This window comes from Paenibacillus sp. FSL W7-1287, assembly GCF_038004245.1.
Classification (GTDB): domain Bacteria; phylum Bacillota; class Bacilli; order Paenibacillales; family Paenibacillaceae; genus Pristimantibacillus; species Pristimantibacillus camelliae.
On record NZ_JBBORD010000002.1, the window covers coordinates 607544 to 633069 of the forward strand.

Annotated in this window: 21 protein-coding genes; 18 read left to right on the top strand and 3 right to left on the bottom strand. The window is 42.8% G+C overall.

Features of this window, described 5'->3' with window-relative positions; all coding sequences use genetic code 11:
* Positions 1-214 precede the first annotated feature (214 nt).
* From NSQ99_RS22740 to NSQ99_RS22790, 11 genes are all read left to right on the top strand, one after another.
* The gene (locus NSQ99_RS22740; protein WP_251668573.1) at positions 215-1159 is read left to right on the top strand and encodes a 4-hydroxy-3-methylbut-2-enyl diphosphate reductase; all 945 of its coding nucleotides are present in this window, start codon (positions 215-217) and stop codon (positions 1157-1159) included.
* A gap of 239 nt (positions 1160-1398) precedes the next feature.
* A complete protein-coding gene (aroF, locus tag NSQ99_RS22745) occupies positions 1399-2463 on the top strand; it encodes a 3-deoxy-7-phosphoheptulonate synthase (protein ID WP_251668575.1) in 1065 nt (354 codons plus the stop codon).
* Positions 2464-2633: 170 nt separating this feature from the next.
* Positions 2634-2975, top strand: a complete 342-nt coding sequence (locus NSQ99_RS22750) for a zinc ribbon domain-containing protein YjdM (protein ID WP_340839197.1) — start codon at positions 2634-2636, stop codon at positions 2973-2975.
* Between the two features lie 210 nt (positions 2976-3185).
* Positions 3186-4334: a serine hydrolase domain-containing protein gene (locus tag NSQ99_RS22755; RefSeq protein WP_340839198.1), complete on the top strand. Its 1149-nt coding sequence runs from the start codon at positions 3186-3188 to the stop codon at positions 4332-4334.
* Between the two features lie 131 nt (positions 4335-4465).
* Positions 4466-5623: a serine hydrolase domain-containing protein gene (locus NSQ99_RS22760; RefSeq protein WP_340839199.1), complete on the top strand. Its 1158-nt coding sequence runs from the start codon at positions 4466-4468 to the stop codon at positions 5621-5623.
* The gene (locus NSQ99_RS22765) at positions 5614-6429 is read left to right on the top strand and encodes an ABC transporter permease (RefSeq protein WP_251668583.1); all 816 of its coding nucleotides are present in this window, start codon (positions 5614-5616) and stop codon (positions 6427-6429) included. The genes NSQ99_RS22760 and NSQ99_RS22765 overlap by 10 nt, the downstream gene beginning before the upstream one ends.
* Complete coding sequence (locus NSQ99_RS22770; protein WP_251668585.1) at positions 6426-7208, top strand: ABC transporter permease; 783 nt, start codon at positions 6426-6428, stop codon at positions 7206-7208. The genes NSQ99_RS22765 and NSQ99_RS22770 overlap by 4 nt, the downstream gene beginning before the upstream one ends.
* 36 nt (positions 7209-7244) lie before the next feature.
* Positions 7245-8237, top strand: a complete 993-nt coding sequence (locus tag NSQ99_RS22775; protein ID WP_340839200.1) for an ABC transporter ATP-binding protein — start codon at positions 7245-7247, stop codon at positions 8235-8237.
* A gap of 160 nt (positions 8238-8397) precedes the next feature.
* Positions 8398-8973, top strand: a complete 576-nt coding sequence (locus NSQ99_RS22780; RefSeq protein ID WP_340839201.1) for a DUF6434 domain-containing protein — start codon at positions 8398-8400, stop codon at positions 8971-8973.
* 322 nt (positions 8974-9295) lie between these two features.
* Positions 9296-11062 carry an ABC transporter ATP-binding protein gene (locus tag NSQ99_RS22785; RefSeq protein ID WP_340839202.1) on the top strand — a complete coding sequence of 589 codons (1767 nt, stop codon included), beginning with the start codon at positions 9296-9298 and terminating at the stop codon, positions 11060-11062.
* Positions 11062-12897 (top strand): ABC transporter ATP-binding protein, encoded by a 1836-nt coding sequence (locus tag NSQ99_RS22790; RefSeq protein ID WP_340839203.1) that lies wholly within the window; start codon positions 11062-11064, stop codon positions 12895-12897. The genes NSQ99_RS22785 and NSQ99_RS22790 overlap by 1 nt, the downstream gene beginning before the upstream one ends.
* Positions 12898-12991: 94 nt before the next feature.
* On the opposite strand, the gene NSQ99_RS22795 is transcribed toward NSQ99_RS22790, so the two are convergent.
* Complete coding sequence (locus NSQ99_RS22795) at positions 12992-15058, bottom strand: sugar-binding protein (protein WP_340839204.1); 2067 nt, start codon at positions 15056-15058, stop codon at positions 12992-12994.
* 430 nt (positions 15059-15488) lie between these two features.
* Between NSQ99_RS22795 and NSQ99_RS22800 the strand changes: the two genes are divergently transcribed.
* From NSQ99_RS22800 to serC, 3 genes are all read left to right on the top strand, one after another.
* A complete protein-coding gene (locus NSQ99_RS22800; RefSeq protein ID WP_340839205.1) occupies positions 15489-16520 on the top strand; it encodes a LacI family DNA-binding transcriptional regulator in 1032 nt (343 codons plus the stop codon).
* A 474-nt stretch (positions 16521-16994) separates the two neighbouring features.
* Entirely contained in the window at positions 16995-18419 is a 1425-nt protein-coding gene (gene glnA / locus NSQ99_RS22805; protein ID WP_340839206.1) for a type I glutamate--ammonia ligase, read from the top strand.
* A 309-nt stretch (positions 18420-18728) separates the two neighbouring features.
* Complete coding sequence (gene serC / locus NSQ99_RS22810) at positions 18729-19820, top strand: 3-phosphoserine/phosphohydroxythreonine transaminase (RefSeq protein WP_251668602.1); 1092 nt, start codon at positions 18729-18731, stop codon at positions 19818-19820.
* Positions 19821-19869: 49 nt separating this feature from the next.
* Here the strand turns inward: serC and NSQ99_RS22815 are convergent, their stop codons facing one another.
* Positions 19870-20586 carry a response regulator transcription factor gene (locus tag NSQ99_RS22815; RefSeq protein ID WP_251668604.1) on the bottom strand — a complete coding sequence of 239 codons (717 nt, stop codon included), beginning with the start codon at positions 20584-20586 and terminating at the stop codon, positions 19870-19872.
* 134 nt (positions 20587-20720) lie between these two features.
* Between NSQ99_RS22815 and trmL the strand changes: the two genes are divergently transcribed.
* The 3 genes from trmL to NSQ99_RS22830 all read left to right on the top strand — a co-directional run bounded on the left by trmL (position 20721) and on the right by NSQ99_RS22830 (position 22425).
* Positions 20721-21185, top strand: coding sequence for a tRNA (uridine(34)/cytosine(34)/5-carboxymethylaminomethyluridine(34)-2'-O)-methyltransferase TrmL (trmL, locus tag NSQ99_RS22820; protein WP_251668606.1), 465 nt, complete (start codon positions 20721-20723; stop codon positions 21183-21185).
* 125 nt (positions 21186-21310) lie between these two features.
* Positions 21311-21562: an AbrB/MazE/SpoVT family DNA-binding domain-containing protein gene (locus NSQ99_RS22825; RefSeq protein ID WP_251668716.1), complete on the top strand. Its 252-nt coding sequence runs from the start codon at positions 21311-21313 to the stop codon at positions 21560-21562.
* A 386-nt stretch (positions 21563-21948) separates the two neighbouring features.
* Entirely contained in the window at positions 21949-22425 is a 477-nt protein-coding gene (locus tag NSQ99_RS22830; RefSeq protein WP_340839207.1) for a hypothetical protein, read from the top strand.
* Positions 22426-22456: 31 nt separating this feature from the next.
* Here the strand turns inward: NSQ99_RS22830 and NSQ99_RS22835 are convergent, their stop codons facing one another.
* Entirely contained in the window at positions 22457-23161 is a 705-nt protein-coding gene (locus NSQ99_RS22835) for a DUF2161 family putative PD-(D/E)XK-type phosphodiesterase (RefSeq protein WP_251668610.1), read from the bottom strand.
* Positions 23162-23381: 220 nt separating this feature from the next.
* On the opposite strand from NSQ99_RS22835, the gene NSQ99_RS22840 reads away from it, so the two are divergent.
* Positions 23382-25277: a PrkA family serine protein kinase gene (locus NSQ99_RS22840; RefSeq protein ID WP_251668611.1), complete on the top strand. Its 1896-nt coding sequence runs from the start codon at positions 23382-23384 to the stop codon at positions 25275-25277.
* The last annotated feature ends 249 nt before the right edge of the window (positions 25278-25526 follow it).

Consider the following 25526-nt stretch of genomic DNA (forward strand, 5'->3'; position numbering starts at 1 on the left):
TGATCACGAAGTAGCACTGAAAGCTTATTCGACATCGAATCTTGAATTCAGCCGAGATTTCCGATGCTCTCGTACTAATAACGTACGCTGCGCTTCTCAATCTCTAGCTTCTTTCAACCTTCTCGGTGCTGAAAGCTGAACTTTTTGAACACTTATTTTACATTTTAAGCAGAATGTTGCAAGACAAGCATTGTATAGAGAGTAGGTGCAAAGATTGGAAATCGTTAAAATATCTCCGCGCGGCTATTGCTATGGTGTTGTTGATGCTATGGTACTTGCTCTGCAAACGGCAAAAAATCAAAATTTGCCAAGACCGATTTATATTCTTGGAATGATTGTTCATAATGCTCATGTCACTGAGGCATTCGAGACGGAAGGTGTAATTACACTGGATGGACCGAATCGTCTTGAAATATTAGATCAAATCGAAACAGGTACCGTTATTTTTACAGCTCACGGTGTATCGCCTGAGGTTCGTAAAAAAGCACGTGAAAAGGGCCTGACGGTTATCGATGCAACATGCCCAGACGTCACAAAAACTCATGATATCATTAGAGAGAAAAGTGAAGAGGGCTTCCATACCATTTATATCGGTAAGAAAGGTCATCCCGAGCCAGAGGGCGCAATTGGTGTGGCGCCGGACATGGTTCACTTGATTGAAAAAGAGGATGAAATTGCGAGCTTAAGCTTTAGCTCCGATGTTCCGCTTCTTATTACGAATCAAACGACGATGTCGCAATGGGATATCCGTCATATTATTGAAAAGCTAAAGGAAAAGTTCCCGCATGCTGAAGTGCATAATGAGATATGCTTAGCAACACAGGTGCGTCAGGAAGCAGTTGCTAACCAAGCTGGAGAGGCACAGCTATGTATCGTAGTCGGTGATCCTCGTAGCAACAACTCTAATCGTCTAGCTCAAGTATCAGAGGAGATTGCTGGTGTTAAAGCTTACCGCATTGCTGATCTGTCGGAGCTGAAGCAGGAATGGTTGAAGGGCATTGATCGGGTCGCTGTTACGTCCGGTGCATCGACGCCTACTGCATTAACGAAGGAAGTTATCGATTATTTAGCACAGTATGAGCATGACGATCCATCTACCTGGCCGATTACACGTACGGTTAATATGGAGAAGATTTTACCAAAAATTAAAACGAAATAATATTATTTCCTAAGATTAAGGCATAAGTCTAGAATACAACTAGGCTTATGCTTTTTTTATTGCAGGCCTTTTTATGGTTGACATTTGCAAGGGAAGCGATTATGATTACTTTATTAGATAAAAGCATAAAAGCGTCGAAGCGCATAAGCATTAAAGCGTATAAGCGTGAAAGTGTTATGTGTTATACACATAGGCTGATATAAGTAAGTACAGTTGCCGAAGTAAAGGAGAGAAATAATATGATCGTTATTACAAAAAATAATGTACCAGAAGAAAGATTGCAGGAAATTGTACAGTTTATCGAGCGTAGAGATGGGATGAAGGCCCATATCTCTAAAGGAACTGATCGGACAGTTATTGGTATTATTGGGCAAGCAGATCCTCAGCTCGGAGAACAATTAAAATCGATGCGCGGCGTTGAGAATGTCATTAAAATCTCAAAATCCTACAAGCTGGCAAGTCGCGATTTTCATCCAAATGATACGGTTATTGAGATTAACGGTGTAAAAATTGGCGGTAGTCATGTCGTAGTGATGGGCGGACCTTGTGCGGTTGAAAGCCCTGAGCAAATCGATGAGATTGCTAGACTAGTAAAAGCTGCTGGTGGCCAAGTGCTGCGTGGTGGTGCTTTCAAGCCAAGAACAGGACCTTACAGCTTCCAAGGAATTGGTGTTGAAGGTTTAGAGATGATGGCAGAAGCAGGGAAAAAGCACGGGCTGCTTACGATCACTGAGGTGATGACGCCAGAATATGTGGATGTATGTGCACAGTATGCTGACATATTGCAGGTTGGTACGCGCAATATGCAAAACTTCGATCTGTTGCGCAAGCTAGGTACGATTCAAACGCCTGTGCTGCTGAAGCGCGGATTTAGTGCTACTTATGATGAGTTTTTGAACGCAGCAGAGTATATTCTAGCTGGTGGCAATCCAAACGTCATGCTGTGTGAGCGTGGTATTCGCACATTCGAAACGTATACTCGAAATACGCTAGATCTATCTGCCATTCCAGTGCTTCAATCATTAAGTCATCTGCCAGTTATCTCTGACCCGAGCCATGGAACAGGTCGACGCGAGCTTGTAGAGCCGATGAGTAAGGCATCACTTGCTGCTGGTGCGAACGGCTTAATTATTGAGATGCATACGGATCCAGACAATTCAATGACTGGGGATGGTGTTCAATCGTTGTTCCCAGATCAATTCGCTGCATTGCTTAAGGATCTGGAGAAGCTAGCACCTATTGTAGGCAAGGAGTTCAATACAGAGAAAGCACCCGCTGAAGCATTTAAAGAATGGATTAAATAGTACTACACAGCTACAGCTGCTTACCTCAAGCTTTGAGGCTAGCAGCTGTATTTTTACATAATTTTGCTATTATGGCTTGAGTTTTGACAATTCGCGATTCATCAGCTACGATAGGGACTTATATCGTCCACTATGATTTGGACCAATATTGATAGAAATGGAGAATCGCTATGTCAACGAATTTACCAAATTGTCCGAAATGTAATTCCATCTACACGTATGAGGATGGCACACTGCTTATCTGTCCTGAATGTGCACATGAATGGTCGCCTGCTAACGATCAGCAAGCTGGTGATGAGCTAGTCGTGCACGATGCGAATGGCAATCTACTTCAGGATGGAGATACGATCACGATAATAAAAGACTTAAAGGTGAAGGGCAGTTCTTCTACCTTGAAAATTGGTACGAAGGTTAAAAATATTAGATTGATCGACGGTGATCATAATATTGATTGTAAAATCGACGGCTTTGGAGCAATGAAGCTGAAAAGTGAGTTTGTGAAAAAGGCATAACCCAGAAAGATTTTTTAGGACAGCATATTGAAGCTGTCCTTTTTATTTTTACGCAAGCAAGACAACCAAGCGATTGAACCATGCGATACAACCAAGCGTTCTATTCTTACACACGATAAAAAAATGAGCTAGACAGAATAGAAGGATTTACATATAATTTCTAAGTAATTCCAATTTTTATTTTATTATCTTATTTTTAGGGGGGATCATATGCTTCAAGCAATGTATGATGGAAATTTGAATGCTAAGCCTGAGGATGTAGGATATGACAGAAAAAAGCTAGAAGCACTGAATGAGCACTACGAGAAGCTGATTGAACGCGGAACATTGCAAGGCGCGAGCTATCTGATCTCCAAAAACGGACATATCTTCGCCCGCTCTGCGATGGGCAAGCTTCGGTATGCTTCGGACAGCCAAGACCTGCTTCCTCAGTCCATCCGCAAGGTTTATTCCATCACGAAAGCGTTTACGGCAGTGGCTATCGGACAACTCATTGACCGTGGTTTATTGTACCTTCATCAGTCGGCTAGCAGTATATTACCCGAGATGGATAACGATAAGCATCGACAGATTACCATATTTCATTTGCTAACCCATACCTCTGGTTTAAATGGAGACCCAGGGTTTTACAACGAGCCATATGGACTACCTTGGTTCGAGTGGACGGCAGAAGAGATTCGCAAGCAAGATCCATCAATCAACTGGAAGAAAGTGATCTTGGCGGGACCACTACAACGAATGCCTGGTAAGGAGTGGATATATTCAACGAGCGCTTACGCGTTGCTTGGTGCAATTATTGCAGCCGTATCGGGTAAATCCTTTGAGCAATACATATATGATGAAATTTTGCAGCCGCTTGGCATGAGTCGCACCTTCTTTACGGTGCCAGAGGCAATGCACGATGAAGTGTGTGTTACGAGCAGCTGGCAGGAGGAAGAGCTTTCTCGTTCAAATCTAGCAAGTGACGACGATCCACCGAAAGCTGGTAATGGCTTATACTCAACGCTGGATGATCTGTGGATTTTCGGCCAGATGATGCTGAATGGCGGACAGTATAATGGTAAGCGCATTCTATCTCCCCGTGCAGTCCAGCTGCAAACCACGAATCACCTACACAATGTTCCTCATCAAGGCTGGGGCAGCAATCATAAAAACTATCCCTATGGGCTCGGTTGGTCGCTAGAACACTATGATCTTTGCTCGAAAGGCACCTATTCTCATGAAGGCTTTGGACATAGCGGGCTATATATTGATCCTGTTGAACAGCTTGTATTCGTATTTTTCGTTCCTTCTCAGCAAGGCTACACGCATGAATCCGTTTTGCTTCCTCGCTCCATCGTGTGGTCAGGCATCCTCTAGTATCTGGTATCATATGCCGCAAGCTTCATGTCTACTAAATCTATTGAAATCATATGATTGCTTGTATAGATAAACCTATAATCCTATGAAATGGAGGAAAGATGATGTCCTTAACGACAGAACCATCAAGAATGGACTGCAAGGAGGCAGGGTTTTCGGAGGAAGTGTTAGAACGGTTAAACGATCACTTTGCCCAATTAATAAAAGCAGACAAAATTCAGTGCGCATCTTATGTGCTAGCTCGACATGGAAAGGTTTTTGCGGATGGTGCGATGGGGCGTCTGCGCTTTGATCGTCCAGAATCCGTCATGAATAAGGATTCTATTCGGCGGATCGCCTCGGTTACGAAGCTGTTTACTGCCGTAGCTATATTTCAGCTCATTGAGGAGGGTAAGCTGTTTCTACGTCAATCTGTAGCGGATTGGATCGAGGAATTTAAGCATCCATTATATGAGTCAATCAATATTATGCATCTGCTTACCCATACATCTGGCCTACGTGCAGACCCGTTTTATTACTTGGAGCCATATCCCGCAGGCTGGGGCTCAGTACTGTTCGCTTACCAGCCGGAAACAGAGGGTCCGCATGCGATTACGGATTCTGAGGAGCTTGCAAAGCAGCAGCGTACAGCATGGATTCGTGCACTGCTGTCAGGCAAGCCGCTATCCAAGCCCGGTGAGGAGTGGAATTATTCATCGGCAGGCTATACAGTGCTAGGAGAAGTAATTGCAAGGGTGAGCGGCATGAGGTATGAGGAGTACGTTATGGAACGTATTGTTAAGCCGCTAGGCCTCGAGCGTACATTTTTCGTAGTACCTGAAGAGCTTCAAGATGAAGTGTGCATCATCAATGAGTGGGAAAGCTCCCGTCTAAGCAGTAAGCTTGGTCCGAATGATGCACCAAGAGCAGGCGGCGGCTTGTATTCGACGCTATCGGATCTCAATCGATTTGGTCAAATGCTGTTAAATGGTGGTGCCGTTGATGGCGTAAGAATCTTGTCTCGCAAGTCCGTCGAAAAAATGATCAGCAACTGCTTAGATAAAGGGATCGATGCCTTTAGCTGGGGAGGAAGGCTGAAGGATAAAGCATATGGTCTCGGGCCGCTTCTAATCGCGCCTGGTGAATGGATAGAAGAGGATACTTACGGTCACGAAGGAGCAGGACGCTGTATTCTGCTGCTCGATCAAAAGCGACAAGCAGTCATTCTGTTTTTCGTGCCGTCTAACAGTGATTGGTGTCCTGAATCGATGATTGGTACTCAAAATGTGATCGGAGCGGGATGGCTTTGAACAAGCAATGGGCGATCATTCGAGCGATCGGCTTCGTAACCTATAAGGAATGGGCGGCCTTCCGTTCCCATATGCTCGCCTCTCTTTTTGTAGGACCTGTATTGTTCCTCGTACAAGTATTTATATGGCAGGCGATGTTCGTGGGGAAGGAAACGATTAACGGATTAACCTTCGAACAGATGCTGACGTATTACGGAGTCGTAACGTTGATCCACTATATTACATTTGATTTTGCTGATTGGAATTTGCAGATGCTCGTACGCAGTGGCAAATTCGTTACATTCGCCTTGCGTCCTTTGCCGCACTGGGTATTTGCTTTAGCACAAAAGCTAGGTCATCGCACGCTCGCGTTAGGGTTTGAGGTGCTGCCGGTGCTGCTGCTGTTTGTCTTATTGTTTCAGGTGCAGCTTGTCCCAGTTGCCCCGGGCTGGGCAGTAGTATCGATATTACTAAGCTTTCTAATGAGCTTTATGATCAATTATTGTGTTGGCCTTACTGCATTTTGGCTAGTCCGAGCGGAAGGCGTTAGACGCGTATTTCTACTGCTGAAGGATGTAAGTGCAGGGGTGTTTCTGCCCCTGTCCTTCTTCCCAGAAGTGGTGCAGAAAATACTGTTTTTTCTGCCCTTTCAATTTATTACGTATTTGCCGACGCGCGTGTTTATTGGCGACTATGAGCTGGCTGGCATACGTTTGTCCATTGCAGAAGCAGTTGGCTTGCAGGCATTGGCCGTCGCAGTGACCGCGGCCCTGATGCTTCTTATGTATCGCGCGGCACTTAAACGGTTTACGGGGGTTGGCGTATGAAGGGAATACTGGCATGCTGGAGTTCCATGATGAGAGTAAAGCTTGCAGAGATGATGGCATATCGCAGCCACTTTATATTAAGTGTGCTGCTGCTCATCGTAGGTGATCTTGTCGTTCCTCTCGTGACGCTGCTCGTCTATCGTTCTGGAGCATCGTTTCCGGGATGGACATTGCATGAAGCGCTCCTTGTACAGGCTGTATTTGTACTAGCCAAGGGAATTGCCTTCCCTTTTTTCTTCGGCATGGTTGGAACGACACTTTCTCAGGTTCGTGAAGGCACCTTCGATCTGCTTCTGTTAAGGCCGAGACCTGTTATGTTTATGTCGATGCTTTCTGGGTTTGATCCTGATGATTTTGGCAGGCTCGTTAGCGGCTCGGTGTTGTTTGCCTTTGCAATGCAAGGCATCGTTATTCCTGGAGGAGCGGCATGGGTTCAATTTAGCTTGTTGTTTATAGCCTCGATTGCGATTTTATTTTCAATGTCATTGTTTTTGTCGGGGATATTGTTTCGCTGGGTAGGCAGCAGTCGAGTATTTGATATTTTTGATGCAGTGTCAGGCTTTGGTATGTATCCGGGTACCATTTTCTCTAAAGCGCTGCAAAATGTGTTTACGTATATATTGCCGATTGGATTAATTGCATTTGTGCCAGCCTCCGCATTGCTTGGCAGAGAGGGCTGGGGCTCGCTATGGACACTAGCTTCTGCCGCAGCGCTGGTGCTGCTCGGAATAGTCTATTGGAATCGAATGCTGAAAAATTACACGAGTGCAGGCGGCTAATGATGTGCATAGGAACGGAAAGCGCGGTGTTAATCGATGATAGAAGTAAATGAGCTAAGCAAGAAGTATTATACCTTTGAGCGCGGTCATACGATGCGAGAGGTGATCAAAACACTTGTGCATCGGCCGATGAAGGAAATATGTGCGGTGGATCGCATCTCATTTAAGATAGAGCAGGGTGAGATGGTGGCCTTTCTCGGGCCAAACGGCGCTGGAAAGTCAACAACGCTGAAAATGCTGACCGGGGTTTTACATCCTACCTCCGGTGAAGTTAGAAGCCTTGGTCTTGTGCCATGGAAGCAGCGTAGGGAATATGTACGCCGTATTGGAGCTGTATTTGGCCAGAAGTCGCAGCTCATATGGGATATTCCACCCTCGGATGCATTCTATATGAATAAGGCGATTTATAGTATTTCAGATAAGGATTACGCTGAAACGCTGGATGAATTGGTTGAGCTGCTTCAGGTTGGTGATGTGATGAGAAAGCCGACTCGACAGCTATCTCTTGGTGAACGAATGAAGTGCGAGTTTATTATGGCGATGCTTCATCGCCCTGAGCTTGTGTTTTTGGATGAGCCAACGATTGGTCTAGATATGATCGCTAAGGAGAATATACGAAGCTTTATACGCAGCATGAACAAGCGTAAGGTGACTTTTATTCTTACGACACATGATCTTGAGGATGTGGAGCTTCTGGCGGAGCGAGTAATGGTCATCAATCACGGCCAGATCGTTGTTGATGACAGCTTAAACGGTTTAAGAAACAGACTTGGCAATAAAAAGTCAGTTCGACTAACTACCGAGCAGCCTGTGCCTGATTCGCTGCCTGCTGGCCTGAAGCTGCTAGAGCGTATCGGACCGCTTGAGGTGGAGCTGGAGATAGATACGTCAGCTCTAGCGCTAAAACCGTTTATATCTCAGTTTAACGAGTCCTATGGCATCATAGATATGGCAATTGAGGCTCTGCCTATCGAAGCCGTAATGAAGCAATTATACGAGCAATCTCATACTCCCGTTCACAGCGTATAACGGATGTATAATGCAGACCTATGCCCAAGAGGTGTAGGTCTTTTTACAATGGTGCTGCTTTCACATTCATATAGCTTGATGTAACATTTGCTTTGATTAATAAGAACATATGTTCTATAATGGATAATGGTGATACTACATAATAATTGAGGTGTTGTTGTTGAGACCTGCTTTAACGAAAGATATTCATATTCAAAGCTTTAAAGATTACTACTGGCTTAAGGAAGAGCTGCAAGCCTTCTGCAGAGAACACGGACTAAGTGCTAGCGGCTCAAAAACGGAGATTTCTGAAAGGATCGAGTTTTTTCTTCAAACTGGGGAAATAAAAAAGCCTACACGAGCATCGAGCTCCATGAAGAAGGCTGTATCTTCAGCGGAGCTTACACTGGAAACGGTCATTACTGAAAATCATCGCTGCAGTCAAGAGGTGAGAGCATTTTTCAAGTCAGTGATCCCGAAGTTTCACTTTTCTACCTATATTCAAAATTATTTTAAAGAAAATGTAGGCAAGACATACCGTGATGCGGTGGATACGTGGGTTGAGGAAGAAAAACGAAAGAAGGAGCCTACATATAAGAAAAAGATCGCTCCTCAATTTGAATACAATCAATTCATACGTGATTACTTTGCAGATCCGAGTAATCAAGGGAAAAACCGTGAAGCAGCCATTGAAGCTTGGAATGCGATAAAGAAGCTTCCTGGCAGCAACAAATATATTCCAAATCAGCATGGATGATTGAGGGAATAAATGGGTGATCTCATTTATGAGGAATAATCTGCTGAACATTTTAGTATACATGTGCAGGATTGGATAGTTATAGAAGCGAAGGAATATATATGGCAATGAATCGAGCGAAGCGTTGCATAAGGCTTAGAGTGATCTGAGCCTTGTGCAATGCTTCTGTCTGTACTAAGCGCTGTTGAGCCGGAGAGGGGGGACATGAAGGGGAAGATAGATTTCACCGGCGTAAACCTTAAATAGATAATAAGTAAAACGTATAGAGGATGGGACTGGTTGAGACATGGCTGCTCAAAAACAACTAGGAAGTGATGATTAATTGGATTCCCCGAAAATACTAGCGCAGTTCTTCAAAAAGACCTGGATTGCTTATGTTATTTCAGTTACCTTGCATGCGATTGCCAACATTATTCAAGTCCAATTTCCTCGCGTTCTTGGTGATTTTACGGACGCGCTGCAGCTGGGACAATTAACTTGGGATGGTGTATTACAATCAGGCTGGGAGCTGTTAGCAATCGGTATTAGCTTTACGGTGCTTGGGGGCATTGCACAGTACCTTGTGATGTATACGGGAAGATACTTTGAATATATGAATCGCTCGCGGCTATATCAGCAATTTTTACAGCTAAGCGAACGATTTTATGCGAGCAATGGCGTTGGCAAGCTGTTAAGCTACTTTATGAACGATGTGACTGCGGTAAGAGAATCGATCTCGATGGGTGTAAATCAGACGGCAGGTGCATCAATGCTGCTGATCTCTACCATTGTTATGCTGCTGCTCTCTAATGTTCCGCTTTATCTTGTTATCGCATGTATTATTCCGCTGTTATTCATTCCTGTTATCGTCGTGTGGATTGGTCCGAAGATTAAGCGTCGATCACTTAAGGTGCAGGAAGCTCTCAGCGCGATGACTGCCTCTGCAGAGGAGCAGTTTGCCGGTATCCGCGTAACAAAGAAATTTGCTGTTGAGTCAATTATGATCGAACGATTTGGTGCAACAGTTGATGAGATACGCAAGCGACAACTGCGATTAGTACGTATTTCCTCATTGTTCCAAGCTACGATTCCATTTCTCGGCGCACTATCGCTTATTGTTGCTATGGTGTATGGAGGATATTTAACGGTACAAGGGACGATTACGCTTGGAACCTTTGTTGCATTGACGCTATATGTACGTATGCTGATGAATCCGCTGCAGCAGCTCGGCAACGTTATCAATGTCGTGCAGCGAGCACGGGCTTCACTCGAGCGATTGAATGATCTGATGAGGCAGAAGCGAGAAATCGTTGAGCTGGAGGATGCTAAGCCACTGGATCCGAACGATGCAGCTATCGAGCTGCGCAACCTTTCATTTAGCTACGAGGCAGCTCACAATGGAGAGTTGGATAAGCAAGGACGTTTGGCGCTGAATAATTTGTCGCTAACTATTCCGCAAGGAACGACCTTAGGCATTATCGGGCGTACAGGCAGCGGGAAAACGACGCTGATGAAGCTGCTATTGCGACTCTATGATGCTCCTGTTAATAGCATTCGATATGGTCGACATGATATACGTTCAATAAAGCTGTCGAGCTTAAGAGAAAGCATCGGCTACGTGCCTCAGGACGGATTTTTATTTAGCACGACCATTCGTGATAATATTGCCTTCTCAGATCGCAGTATGGACGATAAGAAGGTATATGAAGCAGCTCAGCATGCTAGAATTTATGACAACATCATGGATTTTCCTGAGCAGTTTGACACAAAGCTCGGAGAGCGTGGGGTGACGTTGTCTGGTGGACAGCGGCAGCGCACAAGTCTAGCAAGAGGTATGATTAAGGATGCACCTATCTTAATTCTGGATGATAGTGTTAGTGCGGTTGATGCGATTACAGAAACAGAAATATTAAGCAATATTGCAAAGCTTCGCTCCGGTCGAACAACGATTATTATCGCGAATCGAGTAAGTGCGTTGAAGCACGCAGACCATATCATCGTTCTTGAGCAAGGCAGCATTATTCAGCAAGGCAAGCATGAACAATTGCTTAGCGAGGATGGATTATATCGCAGGCTGTATGAGCTGCAGGAGGAGGGGACGCGCGCATAATGGCACAGGCGATACGTAATTGGGAGATGGATCAAAAGTCAGAATCGAATGATCCCAATACTCCAAAGCAAAAGCAAAAATTCAGTTCAAGCTTTCGTGTATTATCTGTTTATATGCTAGAGCATAAAAAAACATTTATTGCATTTATCATTTGTACATTGATTGCAATAAGCGGAGAGTTGCTGCAGCCTTATTTGCTAAAGCTGGCTATTGATGATCATCTAATGATTGGTAATACTGAATATCGAAGTCTACTGCTAATCGGCTGCATGTATTTCGGCTTGTCTGTCACAAGCTTAGTATTTTCATTCTTTCAACATAATCTGCTGCAAAAAGCGGGACAGAGTATTATTGCGAGCATTCGTAAGCGGCTGTTTGAGCATATTTCGAAGCTATCCATGTCATATTTTGATCGAGTGCCAAGTGGCAGCCTAATTACCCATGTCTCGAGTGACACTGAAGCGGTCAATCAATTTTTTCATCAGGTTGTGCTCAGCATCGTTAGAGATGGCTTTACGCTCATTTTTATATTGGTCATGATGTTTCAGCTTGACGTGACGCTGACGTTGTACAGTTTAATATTGCTTCCGATTATTGCGACGATTGCCATTGCGTTTCGCACGTATATGAGAAAGACATACCAACTGGCAAGAACACGTCTATCAAGGCTGGTAGCTTTTACAGCGGAGAATCTATCAGGAATGCCTTTAATTCAAGTATTTTACCAGCAAAGGGAACAAAGCAGACAGTTCAATGAAAAGAATGAATCATATTTCCGTGCTAATCTGCGAGAGATTCGGACGAATGTTATTTTCAACCGCACCTTTGAGGTATTAAATAATTTGGCAATCGCTTGTGTCGTTTGGTTTGGAGGCAGAGCGGTGCTAGGTGAAACACTTGCATTTGGTGTACTGTACGCCTTTATTACGTATATTCGATTGTTTTTCCAGCCGATCAATACGATTACACAGCAATGGAACACGCTGCAGGCAGCTAATGTCGCGATTCAGCGCATTTGGGGCATTCTATCGATTGAGCCAGAGGTGCAGGATGCGAAGCAGCCTACGAAGCTACCTACTCCTATTCGAGGAGAGATTGAGTTTCGAGATGTAACCTTTGCATATGTAGACAATGAGCCAGTTATTAAAAACTTGAATTTGAACATTCAATCGGGGCAAATGATCGGTGTTGTAGGAACGACGGGAGCTGGTAAAAGCTCTCTCATTAGCCTGCTATGCCGTTTTTATGATATTCAGCAGGGGAATATTACGATCGATGGCATATCCATTAAGGGGCTTCCTCAGCATGATCTGCATCGAACGGTTGGACTTGTGCAGCAGGAGCCATATTTATACACAGGCAGTGTGCTTGATAATGTTCGTTTATTCGAACCTTCGATCTCTCGTGAAACAGTCATTGAGGCATGCCGATTTATTGGTGCAGACCTTATTATTGAACGCATGCCTGAAGGGTATGATACACGCTTATCAGAGAAGGGAAGCGGCCTTTCGGCAGGTGAACGTCAGCTCATTTCATTTGCACGCATATTAGTATTCCAGCCGCGTATCCTCATATTGGATGAAGCGACGGCTAATCTTGATTCTCAGACAGAGCAGCTCATTAACCGTGCACTAGATTATGTTTCGAAGGGAAGAACAACGATTGTTATCGCGCATCGACTGTCAACGATCATCGGAGCTGATCGAATCATAGTGATGAGAAAAGGGGGAATTGTCGAGCAAGGCACGCATCAGGAACTGATTCAGATCAATGGGATTTACAAGGAAATGATTGACTATACGCAAGGTAAAGGCCAACCAATCGTATCTTATTGATTCGTAAGAGAGTAGAGAATGTAATATAGAAACAGTAAAAGCTCAGGACCTGTTGGTCCTGAGCTTTTGTCGATCATACATCGTTCAATTGCAATTAATCTTTGAACATATCGAATAAAATATCGTAAATGTACTGATTCTGCCAGTTCCATGCATGTGTTCCGCCCTCAGCGTCAATGAAGTAAAAATTCCCCTTCTTCGTATCCGAGGAATAGATAAAGACATCATCGAATTGCTTCATAGCATCGACTTGTGGCTTTAAGTTCGGATAAGCGATGTCTAAGTTGCCAGTTGCACTGAAGATGTAATAGTCGTGAGGGGCATACCCTGATTCTCTAGCTACCTTAGCCAAGTATTCCGCTGTTTGCTTCGGCTGCAGGCCGCCGCCTCTTTGCTCTATGATCCAGCTATCGCCGCTTAACGGCATATAGTATTTGAAATAGTCTAACGCATGGATAAACGTATACCAGGTTGTCACTGATCCCATGGAGAAGCCGCCGAATGCTCGATGTGCACGGGATTCCTTCAGGTCTTCTAAGCTTCCTGATTTAGCATAGGTATGATACTTCGTTTCGACGAGTGGAACAATTTGATTGACCAGCTCCTCGTGGAAAAGAGCCACATCATTTTTACCACCGTTGAACGTAGGTGTCACCACGATAAGCGGTTCAATATCGCCGTTTGCTATCATATTGTCTAAGATTTTCTTAAGTTCCTTGCTTTGATCTGGTCCTCCGAAGATGAGATCCTCATTCTCTCCACCGCCATGCATCAGATAGAGAACGTTATACTTCTTACTTTTATCGGCGGAGTCATAGCCATAAGGCAGGTAGACATTTAGCTTCTTGTTGTCTTTGCCATTTTCTAAATTAGGAGCGTCATAATATAAGCTCTCGATTTTCCCAGGTTGATCGCTTTCCACACGATATTCATCGGGAACAGGTGTAAAGTATTTCTCGTTTGCAGCTTCCTCGGTCATCTCTAGTTTGCTTACCGCGGCTTTTATGGCAGCATATTGCTCATCAATTTGCTTTTGATTTACTTGATCGCGGTTGAAGATGCTTTCGGATATGACACTGGTTATCGCGTCCGTAACGACATCTGAATTTTTATAAAGCTTGAAATCAAGCTTCAACGTTTTTTTGATCAAATTCATAAGATCATATGGATTTAGTCCGCTGGTATCATTTTTCTTTTTCCCAGCTAGCAATATTTCACCGAAGGTAGAAGGGTTATTCCAAGCGTTACCCGTTGTATCAAACACATTAATGGTTCCCGCTCGTTCAGTTCCCTTAGCATCATTAATTTGTAATTCAATGCCAAGCACTGACCCATTCTTTGGTTGTGATTTGAGAGCTATTCTTGCTTCGACAACATAGCCATCCTTTACTTTTTTTGCTGCTGTATAATACATGTCTGCATTTCCATTGTCTACGGACAATGCATTTTCATAATTGATGCGAATATGTAAATCATCTACGCCGTATTCGCTCGCTTTGTCGTTGTTCTCATCTAAGAAGATTTCAATAGAATCCTGCATGTATGGTGTTCCTGATTCGACAGAGAGATCACGATCCTTCACTTCAGCAAGAATATAAAGTGCTTGATCGTCCCACAGCGCCTTAAATGTGGCGGTTGTATCAAGTTCACCAGTTACATGCTTTTGTAATACGGCCTCTGCCTTATTCCAAACAGGATCAACAGTACCGTCGATTGTTGGAGAACCGAAATAGGCTACCATTCGTCCTTGAGCGTCTAAGCCATTCTTATCGACGGAGATCTTTGATGGTTCTGTATTCATAGGTGCCTCCTTAACGGTAACTTTAGAAGTAATCACGATTGTCTTCTTATTGAATGTAATGCTACAGTAAATTTTTGCTGTACCTGCTCCAATGGCTTGAAGCTGTCCCTTTGCATCGACAGTAACGACAGCCTTTTTGTTGCTGCTCCATTGATACGTAGCATCTGAAGGCTTATTCAGGATATCAAGCATGTAAGAATCACCGACCGTAAGGGTGATTGTATCTTTATGTTTAATTGCCGGCTTAGAAGAAGCTGCAGAAACGTTGGTGACTGGATTGAGAAAGTTTGTCAAAACTAAGGATGTGATGACTAGCATAAGTGAAAGGGTTTTCAAAAAACTTCTTGGTCTCTTCTTCAAATTGCTTTCCTCCTTTTCTCAATGACAACCATGATATAAAATACAGATTTTAGCTACCACATCCTTCCGATAATTATTTGCTATTTCGTTTTAGCATTCTCTTGCATTTTAATTCCAGTGTTTGACAATGTCAATATACAATTGACGCTTATTATTGTATTAATCTGTATCTAAAATGGGATAAGATGGGGAGAGGGTTAATAGAGCTATTACGTATTAGCAATTTTATAATAATTGATTCGTAATAATGGAATTATTATACTTAGGCATTCATCATTCGCTTATGTCTACATTGCTCTCGCAGCATAGTTGAAACGCTATTCTTTATTGGATGGTAGGGAAGATATGAGAAGTGATGTTTGCGCTTTCTTGACATTACTAATTTGATCTAGTATTAATAGAGTATTATAAGAGGAATGGGCGGATAAGTATGTCTACGATTAGAGAAATAGCCGAACGAACGAAGCTATCAGTAGGGACGGTTTCCATTGTGCTCAATGGGCGTGGTGATGAAATGCGGATTTCAAAAAAAACTCAACAACGAATTTTGGAAGCTGCTCAGGGACTCGGTTATTTGCCTAATCTTTCTGCAAGGCGGCTTAGACAATCGAATGCTCGGAACATACCATCAATTGTTATTTTTTGGCCGTCTGACCTTTCTTCGGATTTGTTAGGTCGATTTTTCGTAGGTGCTCAAAGCTCCATTCTCGAGCAAGAGTTTGAATTCGAAATGACAATTCAGCCTTATAAGAGGAAGCATATTCAGAAAATTAAAGATATTTGCGACCAAGGCATCTATCATGGAGCGATATTGACGGGCATATCTGCAGAGGATCAGCGTTACCTCGAAGAGCATCCTCTAAATGTGCCTACTGTTTTATTTAACCGTACGAGCAGCATCTATAGCTGTATCTATGTGGATGCGTATGAGATTGGACGAAAGGTTGCAGAGCTTTTCATGCTACGGGGGCATAAGAAGGTAGGTGCAATTGTATCAGATTATCTCATGAAGGCAGATAACAATTTTCGATTCCGTGGTTTTGTTGATTCATGTGCTAAGTATGGCCTTGAGCTGGAGGATAGACATATTCAGGTTGCTCCTACGACGATGGAGGGGGGCAATATAGCGGCTTCGAAGATCGTAAAAAGCGGCGGAGAGCTGCCAACAGCTATGTTCTTCCCGTTAGGCATTATGGCTGTCGCAGCACTTCCAGTGTTTCATCGCGCAGGCATTCGGATTCCTGAGGATATGGAAATATTGACCTATGGTGATCATGATATAGAAAAATATAGTGTCCCTTCGTTATCTACAGTGAAGCTACCTGTTGAAGAAATGGCTGCTGCATGTATACGACTCGTTATGGGGCGAATACTTGATGCGACCGGTGAGCCTAAATCTATCGTGTATGAAACACCGTTTATCTTTCGTGAGTCTTGTGGTGGTTTTGGACATGAAATATAAGTGAATAAGATCATTAGGTAACAGATCTTCCGTTAGGAAGGTCTGTTTTTTATATATGTGTGAGATGAATTGAATAATAAGTAAAAGCACATAGCTAATAGCAAACCTAAGCAAATAGCTAACATATCCATTGTATTAACTTAAGTTAATGCAAAACAAAATACCCGATTATTGACTGGTTATGAAAATTGTACTAGTATATCCTGTTTTGTTTGTACTATTCAACATAATTTTTGTGGTAAATGGAAGCGAATATAACGCTTACATGGAGAAAAAATCGCTGAAAAGCGTTGATTTTATGCGGTTTTTCATATGTGATAGAACTTGTGAATAAACCTAACATGGTTGCAAGAAATACCTTACATGAGTATTGACGCTAGATTTCCTGAGTTTTATAATTACAACATAAGTTAAATGAGAGTTGAACATTATCAATCAAATTACATCTTATTGTTCGGAAACGGAGGATTTTTTATGTCAGTTGATCAAATTTTCAAAACAATTGAAGAAAAAAACATTATGTTTGTCGATTTTCGTTTTATCGGTCTTAACGGAGGGGTACATCACATTACACTCCCTGTAAGCGAAGTAAGTGAAGAAACTTTTGAATTGGGTGTAGCTTTTGACGGTTCCTCCATTCCTGGTTTCCGCGGTATCGAAGAATCAGATATGGTTATGATGCCAGATCCAGCATCTGCATTCGTAGATCCATTTACATTACATCCAACACTTAACATTATGTGTAATATATATCTTCCGAGTGGTGAGCGTTATGATCGTGACCCTCGTAGTATTGCTCAGAAAGCAGAAGAATATCTACAAAAATCCGGTGTAGGCACGGCAGCATTTTTTGCTCCAGAATCCGAGTTCTTCATATTTGACGATGTTCGATTCGAAAACAATATGCATTCTTCCTATTACTCCATCGATTCCGAAGAAGCAGCATGGAATACTGGCCGTAAAGAAGAAGGCGGTAACCTTGGCTTCAAAATCGGTGTAAAAGGCGGTTATGTACCTGTTGCACCAACAGACGCTCAACAAGATATTCGTTCCGAGATGGTTCGTATTATGGAAGAAACAGGACTAAAAGTAGAACGTCATCACCATGAGGTTGCTACTGCTGGCCAAGCCGAGATCAACTTCCGTTTCGATACATTAACTAAAACAGCTGACAACCTATTAAAATATAAATACATCGTTCAAAACGTAGCTAGACAATGGGGCAAGGTTGCAACCTTTATGCCTAAACCGCTATTCGGAGATAACGGAAGCGGGATGCACGTACACAGCTCTATTTTCAATGGAGACACTCCATTGTTCTACGAAAAAGGTGCATACGGCAACCTAAGCAAGTTGGCTATGAGCTATATCGCAGGTATTCTATACCATGCACCAGCACTTATTGCATTGACTAATCCAAGTACTAACTCCTTCAAGCGACTAGTACCAGGCTACGAAGCACCGGTAAACCTTGTATTCTCTAAAGGTAACCGTTCTGCAGCAGTAAGAATTCCAATTGCAGCAGTATCTCCAAAAGGCTGCCGCATCGAATTCCGTACGCCGGATACAACAGCTAACCCATATCTTGCGTTTGCAGCTATGCTGCTTGCAGGTCTTGATGGTATTAAAAAAGGACTTGATCCCGTTGCACTTGGCTATGGACCTTTTGACAAAAACATCTACGATCTGTCTGACGAAGATAAAAAAGAAATCCGCAGCGTACCTGGATCTCTTGAAGAGGCACTTGATGCTCTTGAGTCTGATACTGCGTTCTTGACAGAAAGCGGCGTATTCTCTGACGACTTCATTGCTAACTACATTGCGCTAAAACGCAATGAAGCGAAACAAGTAGCTATTCGCATTCATCCACATGAATTTAACCTATACTTCAATGCTTAATTAGCATGTACGTATGGAGCGCTCAACATCATTGAAAAATGAGATTGAGCGCTCTTTTTTATTATATAGACATACTTACAATGTTTATTATATTCTACAATTTAGTGAAAATTTTCACAATTAACCTGTAGATGAGATTAGTAATGATTTTGATAACGAATACATTTCGGTAGAATCCGAATGATTTTATGAATATTGTGAAATTCGTTCGATTTTATGCAAAGAACCGAACGATTCCACTTGATGTAGTCTATCAAAATTGATATAGTTTAAGATATTGATGATGGGTAACAGAAAGGATGAAGGTTAATGACACGTGCGTATAATTTTAATGCTGGTCCTGCCGCAATTCCATTAGAAGTGTTGGAGCAGGCACAGGCTCAATTCGTTGATTACGAGGGTGCGGGTATGGCACTTATGGAGATGTCACATCGCAGCGCAACGTATGAAAAGGTAAATCAGGAAGCACAGGATTTACTTCGTGAGCTGATGAACATTCCAGACAACTATAAAATCTTGTTTTTACAAGGTGGAGCAAGTACACAATTTGCGATGATCCCAATGAACCTACTAGCTGAAGGTAAAGTAGGCGCATATGTCGATACAGGCGCATGGGCTGGTAAAGCTCTAAAGGAAGCAAAAATCGTTGGTGAGGCCGTTGTAGCTGGATCTTCAAAAGAGGATCAGTACATGCGTGTGCCACAGGCTTCTGAGATCGTTGTTCCAGACCAAGCAGCGTATGTGCATATTACGTCCAATGAAACAATTGGCGGCGTGCAATATAAGAGCTTTCCACAGTTTGGCAATGTTCCGCTAATTGCCGATATGTCCAGTGATATCTTAAGCCGACCTGTTGATGTTAGCAAATTCGGGATGATCTATGCAGGTGCACAAAAGAACCTTGGTCCTTCTGGTGTTACTGTCGTTATCGTACGTGAAGATTTAATTGCAGAAAGCCCGAAACATATTCCTGCTATGCTGCGCTATGATACGCATGCAAAAGCAAATTCCTTATACAATACACCACCTTCCTTCTCTGTTTACATGGTTGGTCTAGTATTAAAATGGATTAAAGGTAAAGGCGGACTTGCTGCACTTGAGCAATTCAATCTTGATAAAACTAAACTGATTTATGATGTAATCGATGAAAGCAATGGCTTCTATCAAGGCTGTGCTAACAAAGAGGACCGTTCTACAATGAATATTACGTTCCGCATTAAAGATCAGAATGAAGAGCTTGAGAAAAAATTCATTAAAGAATCGGAAGCTGCTGGCTTTGTAGGCTTGAAAGGACACCGTGATGTAGGTGGACTACGTGCTTCTACTTACAACGCTGTACCGATGGAAAGCTGCGCAGCTCTTGCTCAGTTTATGAAGGAATTCCAACAACGTAACGCATAAATAACTAGACCGCTCTCTCTTAATCTAAGAGAAGCGGTCTTTTATTGGCTTAACTGATCGAATTCGCGTTGATACGTGGCTGCTGCATTTTGTAACCGACGTTACGGATGGTCGTAATATACTCTGGATTGCGAGCGTTACGTTCGATTTTGTCACGAAGATGGCTAATATGAACGTCAACAATTCTGGTATCACCTAAGAAATGATAGTCCCAAACTCCATGCAATAGCTGTTGACGGCTAAGTACTTTTCCTTCATGCTTACTTAGGAACAAAAGCAGCTCGAATTCCTTTGGGGTTAATTCGATTAATTCACCGTTTAGAAAAACTTGCCGCTGATCAGCTAATATATGCAGCTTACCAATTGTATATTGCTCTTCCTTCGTTGCACCAGGCAGTGCATCAAGTCTGCGAAAGATCGCCGTTATACGAGAGATAAGCTCCTGCGGGCTAAATGGCTTTGTCATATAATCGTCTGCCCCGTTGTCTAAACCGTTAATTTTGTCCGCCACATCGTGAAGTGCAGTAAGCATAATGATTGGAACAGCGTTATTCTGATTGCGTAAAATGCGACAGACCTCAATCCCATTCATTTTGGGCAACATTAAGTCTAAAATAATTAAGTCAGGGCGAAAGCTTCTTAAGGAATGAAAAACAGCCTCTCCATCTTCTACACACATCACTTCAAAGCCAGCAAGCTTTAAGTTGAACTCAATTAATTTGGAGATTGAAGGCTCGTCATCCACGATTAATATTTTTTTCTGCATGGTAGCACTCCTTTACAACCAATCGTTAAAACTATTATGAAGGAGAACATTTTGCTAAGAATTAACGTTCTGTAAAGTCCATGTAAAAACATTCTAAATTGTAAAGACAATATGAACACGTAAGGAGTAGAAAAATGGCTTTTCACATTGTACTAGTAGAACCTGAAATTCCAGCCAATACGGGCAATATCGCACGGACGTGTGCGGCGACCGGTGCTCATCTGCATCTAGTTCGCCCACTGGGCTTCAGTACGGACGATAAGCAGCTGAAGCGAGCTGGTCTTGACTATTGGCAAGCAGTCCATATTGAATATCATGATTCCTTCGCTGAGCTCCAGCAAAAATATTCGGATGCAACCTTTTATTATGCCAGCACAAAGGGGAAAAAATATTATTCTGAATTCACCTATAAGGATGGGGATTTTCTCGTTTTCGGCAAAGAAACAAAAGGACTTCCTGAGGAGCTAATCCAAGAAAATTTGGATACTTGCATTAAGATGCCAATGACAGATGCTGTGCGATCTTTGAATTTATCAAATACGGTATGTGCTATTCTGTATGAAGCTTTAAGACAAAACAGCTTTCCTAACTTATATTGAAAATTTTTAAAGGGAATGTTAAAGGTTTTGAAGGAATTTGTATGTTTTTGTCGAATAGATTATAGTGCAATGTTTTCTCTCAGCAGTAATACTTGCAAAAACAGACATATAAGAGAGGTGACATGATGAAACCAGCTGGTGTTGTTCGAAAAGTAGATCAACTAGGACGTATTGTACTACCTAAATCACTCCGTAAGCGTTATTTAATGAATGAAGGAGATCCAGTAGAAATATTCGTTCAAGGGGATCATATTATTCTGGAGCGCTACCGTCCGAAATGTGTCTTCTGTGGTTCAATGGAAGAAGTGGCGGAATTCAAGGAAAGATATATATGCAATGTTTGCATGACCGAAATGGATCAATTAAAACAAGCATAATATTCTTTGCAATAAAAGCAGCGATTTCTCACAAGTAGTGAAAAATCGCTGCTTTTATCGTTTTAAATATATTAACCTTACTCGTCATTTAATGCACATATACATTGAGAGCCAGGGACGTAAAGCCCTGGCTCTCGATTTGAAGGCTTACAGGCCGCTTGTTTTATCCTCATTATAAGAGCTAGTTAAAATAGCAGTTAGGAATAAAACAAGTACGGTCATCACAATCCAAAATGTCATTGTATTCACACCTCCATAACCTATCCCTATTATAACCAACGAATACCAAAAAGAAAACTTCAAAAAATAAGAACATAATTGATGAAGTTCGGATATGAGTATAGTATAGGAAGGATGGTGGAAAAATGGCTAATAAAAGAATAAATATGAAACGAGCGAAAAAGAAGCGTGCGGCAAAAGGAGAGCTAGCTTTACGTAATAAACGTAAAGCAGGAGCATCTGCAATCTCCGTCGATGAAAAGGTGCAGAACATTAACCCGCACATAGAAGTTGCTGAAGGGCATGAGGAGAAGGCTTCGAGCAAGCCGGAAGAGCACAAGCAAGGCACATATCGCAAGCTACTTGATGCGTGCACGAGCAGCAAGCATTTAACGGGACAGCTAACAAGCCAACGTTCAGCGCTGCTCATCCAGCTGCCTGCAGCTTTACCAAGCGCCCTTGTTATTCGAGCGTTAAACAAGGATGCGCAGCGATATAAGGTGCTTAGCGTGAACCATATTGCTGCTGTGGACAGCGCTCCTAATCAGCTCGAGCTGATGGTTAACGGGATGAGAGAGGAACAGCTGCCCACGTTGATCGAGGAGCTTGATGAGCTCATTGGAGAATTTACTGCAAGAAGCTAGAGGTTAGAAGCTATAATCTAAATGCTAAAAGCTAAGTCCAGCCAGCGATAACAGCCTCATACTCCTTCAATGCTTGATGGCCTTCTTCAGACAATGCATAGACACCTCGGTTCAGCTTCACAAACCATTGATAATGGTTATCACGAATTATGTTTCCTGCTTGGCGTACACCAGTATGCTTTACTAGCTGTGAAGGAGACGCCTGCTCGAGCTGCTGCAAGGCGTTCGCAATCCGAAGTGCACGCTCCCGGTAAGCAGTAACCAGCTTACGAGCATGACTGCCGCCTACATTATAATCACCACTGCGTTCCTTGAATTCATAGAGCAGTCTTTTCCCTTTGCTTGGTCGATTGCTCCGTTGTGGCGCTTCGTCCGGCGAACAGAGCAGTTCAACGACAGGCGCCTTCGTCACATAAAACGTTACCGTAAGTAAGCCGACTCCAAGTCTTCGGCAAAGCTCTGCCAGATCACCGAAGCGTTGATTAATCGCACCTGATTTTTTGCGATTCCGCTCCACAGCCAAATATACTGATGCTCCTAATCTTAGACGTTCCACTCCTTGCAGCAGCAGGGCGAGGTTGAACGTCTTTTTCATTTCCACGATAATGACCTCATTGGTTTCCACATGAACGCCTACGAGATCACAGTGATTAACTTCCCCTTTTATTTCATAGCCTTTCGCGGTAAAAAAAGCTTTAATTGGCTCGTATAGCTGTTCTTCCTTATGGACTGCCATAAATTATCACCTACATTGCTATCATATGTATTGATTATAGCAAAGCTTGTCTAGTTACAGAGAAATGAAGCATCATTTCACGAAAAAAAAGGGCAATATCCTACAGCAACAAGCATACACTTTAAACATAGTCAGGAACCAGACACTTTAAAGCTTAGCGGTCTCTCAAGCGGAGATAATAGTATGAATCGCGTCTAATGTGATTGGGAGGAGGCAAACAATGGATATCTTCAAACGCATATCGGAGTATCAGGCGGAAAGTGATCGACTAGCCTGGTCAGGTACTTTTAGAGATTATGTTGAGCTGCTAAAAAGTGATGTCTCTCCAGCCATGACAGCACATGCAAGAGTGTATGAAATGATCGAGTCGCATGGGGTTGAGGTTGAAAACGGAGTTAAGAAGTATAAATTTTTCGAGCAAGAGATTTTTGGCCTTGATCGAGCAATTGAGAAGCTGGTGGAGGAGTATTTTCACTCTGCTGCAAGACGATTGGATGTACGGAAGCGTATATTATTGCTAATGGGGCCAGTCAGCGGTGGTAAATCTACGCTTGTAACGATGCTTAAGCGTGGACTAGAGGGCTACTCGCGCACAAGAAAAGGTGCTGTCTATGCGATAGAGGGCTGCCCAATGCATGAAGAGCCGCTGCATCTCATTCCACAAGAGCTGAGGCGTGAAGTAGAAGAAAGCCTAGGGGTTCGCATTGAAGGCAATCTATGCCCGAGCTGTCAAATGCGCTTGAAGGAGGAGTATGACGGTAATATTGAAGAGGTTCGTGTAGAGAGAGTGTTTATATCTGAGGATAATCGCGTCGGAATCGGTACGTTCAGCCCGTCTGACCCGAAATCACAGGATATTGCCGATCTTACGGGAAGCATCGACTTCTCAACGATCACCGAATATGGCTCAGAGTCCGATCCCCGTGCCTATCGATTTGATGGCGAGCTGAATAAAGCAAACCGCGGTATTATGGAATTTCAAGAAATGCTGAAATGTGATGAAAAGTTTCTATGGAATTTGCTGTCGTTAACACAAGAGGGGAATTTTAAGGCAGGGAGATTTGCTTTAATTTCTGCTGATGAGATGATTATCGCTCATACAAATGAAACAGAGTATAAGGCCTTTATTAGCAATAAGAAAAATGAGGCGCTGCAATCGCGGATGATCGTCATGCCGATCCCATATAATCTCAATGTAACGGAAGAGGAAAAAATATACGGTAAACTTATAGCACAAAGCGATATGAAGCATATCCATATTGCACCGCATGCACTGCGGGCAGCCGCGATATTCTCGATACTTACTCGCTTGAAGGAAACGAAAAAGCAAGGCATGGATTTAGTTAAGAAAATGCGCATGTATGATGGGCAAGAGGTTGAGGGCTTTAAGGCTGCGGACTTGAAGGAAATGCAAAACGAGTACGTCGAGGAAGGCATGTCGGGCATCGATCCGAGGTACGTCATTAACCGTATTTCTAGTGCACTTATTAAAGGAGATATGGATTGTATCAATGCACTCGATGTGCTGCGTGCGTTAAAGGATGGCCTAGATCAGCATCCATCGATTACGAAGGAGGAGCGGGAGCGTTATCTCAACTTTATATCGGTGGCACGTAAGGAATATGATGATTTGGCGAAGAAGGAAGTGCAGAAGGCGTTTGTTTATTCATTCGAAGAGTCGGCGAAAACGCTGTTCGAGAACTATTTAGACAATATTGAAGCCTACTGTAATTGGGCGAAAATTAAAGATCCACTTACTGGTGAGGAAATGGATCCAGATGAGCGTCTGATGCGTTCGATTGAAGAGCAAATTGGCATTAGTGAAAATGCGAAAAAGGCTTTCCGTGAGGAAATTCTTATTCGTATCTCCTCCTATTCACGAAAAGGGAAGAAATTTGATTTTACAAGTCATGAACGACTCCGTGAGGCTGTTGAGAAAAAGCTATTTGCTGATTTGAAGGATATTGTAAAAATTACAACCTCAACAAAAACACCTGATGAAAATCAATTAAAGAGAATAAATGAGGTTTCGGCACGTCTCATTGATGAGCACGGCTATTGCTCTACCTGCGCCAATGAGCTGCTGCGTTACGTCGGCAGCTTACTTAATCGGTAGTGAGAACAATTTATAATCGGCTTCATATTGTAATCATCTTATGGTAGTTAGAGTTTAGTGCTGCGGCATGTGTTCTACATAGTGTAGAGCACATGCCTTGTTGTGTAATTGGTTAGCCTGTTAGCTTTCATATCTTTTCTCATAGCATCAAAACAGGGTATCTCATCAGTCAGTCGACTATGGATACCCTGTTATGCTGTGTATTGAGATTGAGATTGAGATTACCTTACGGAAATGAAGCTCGTAATC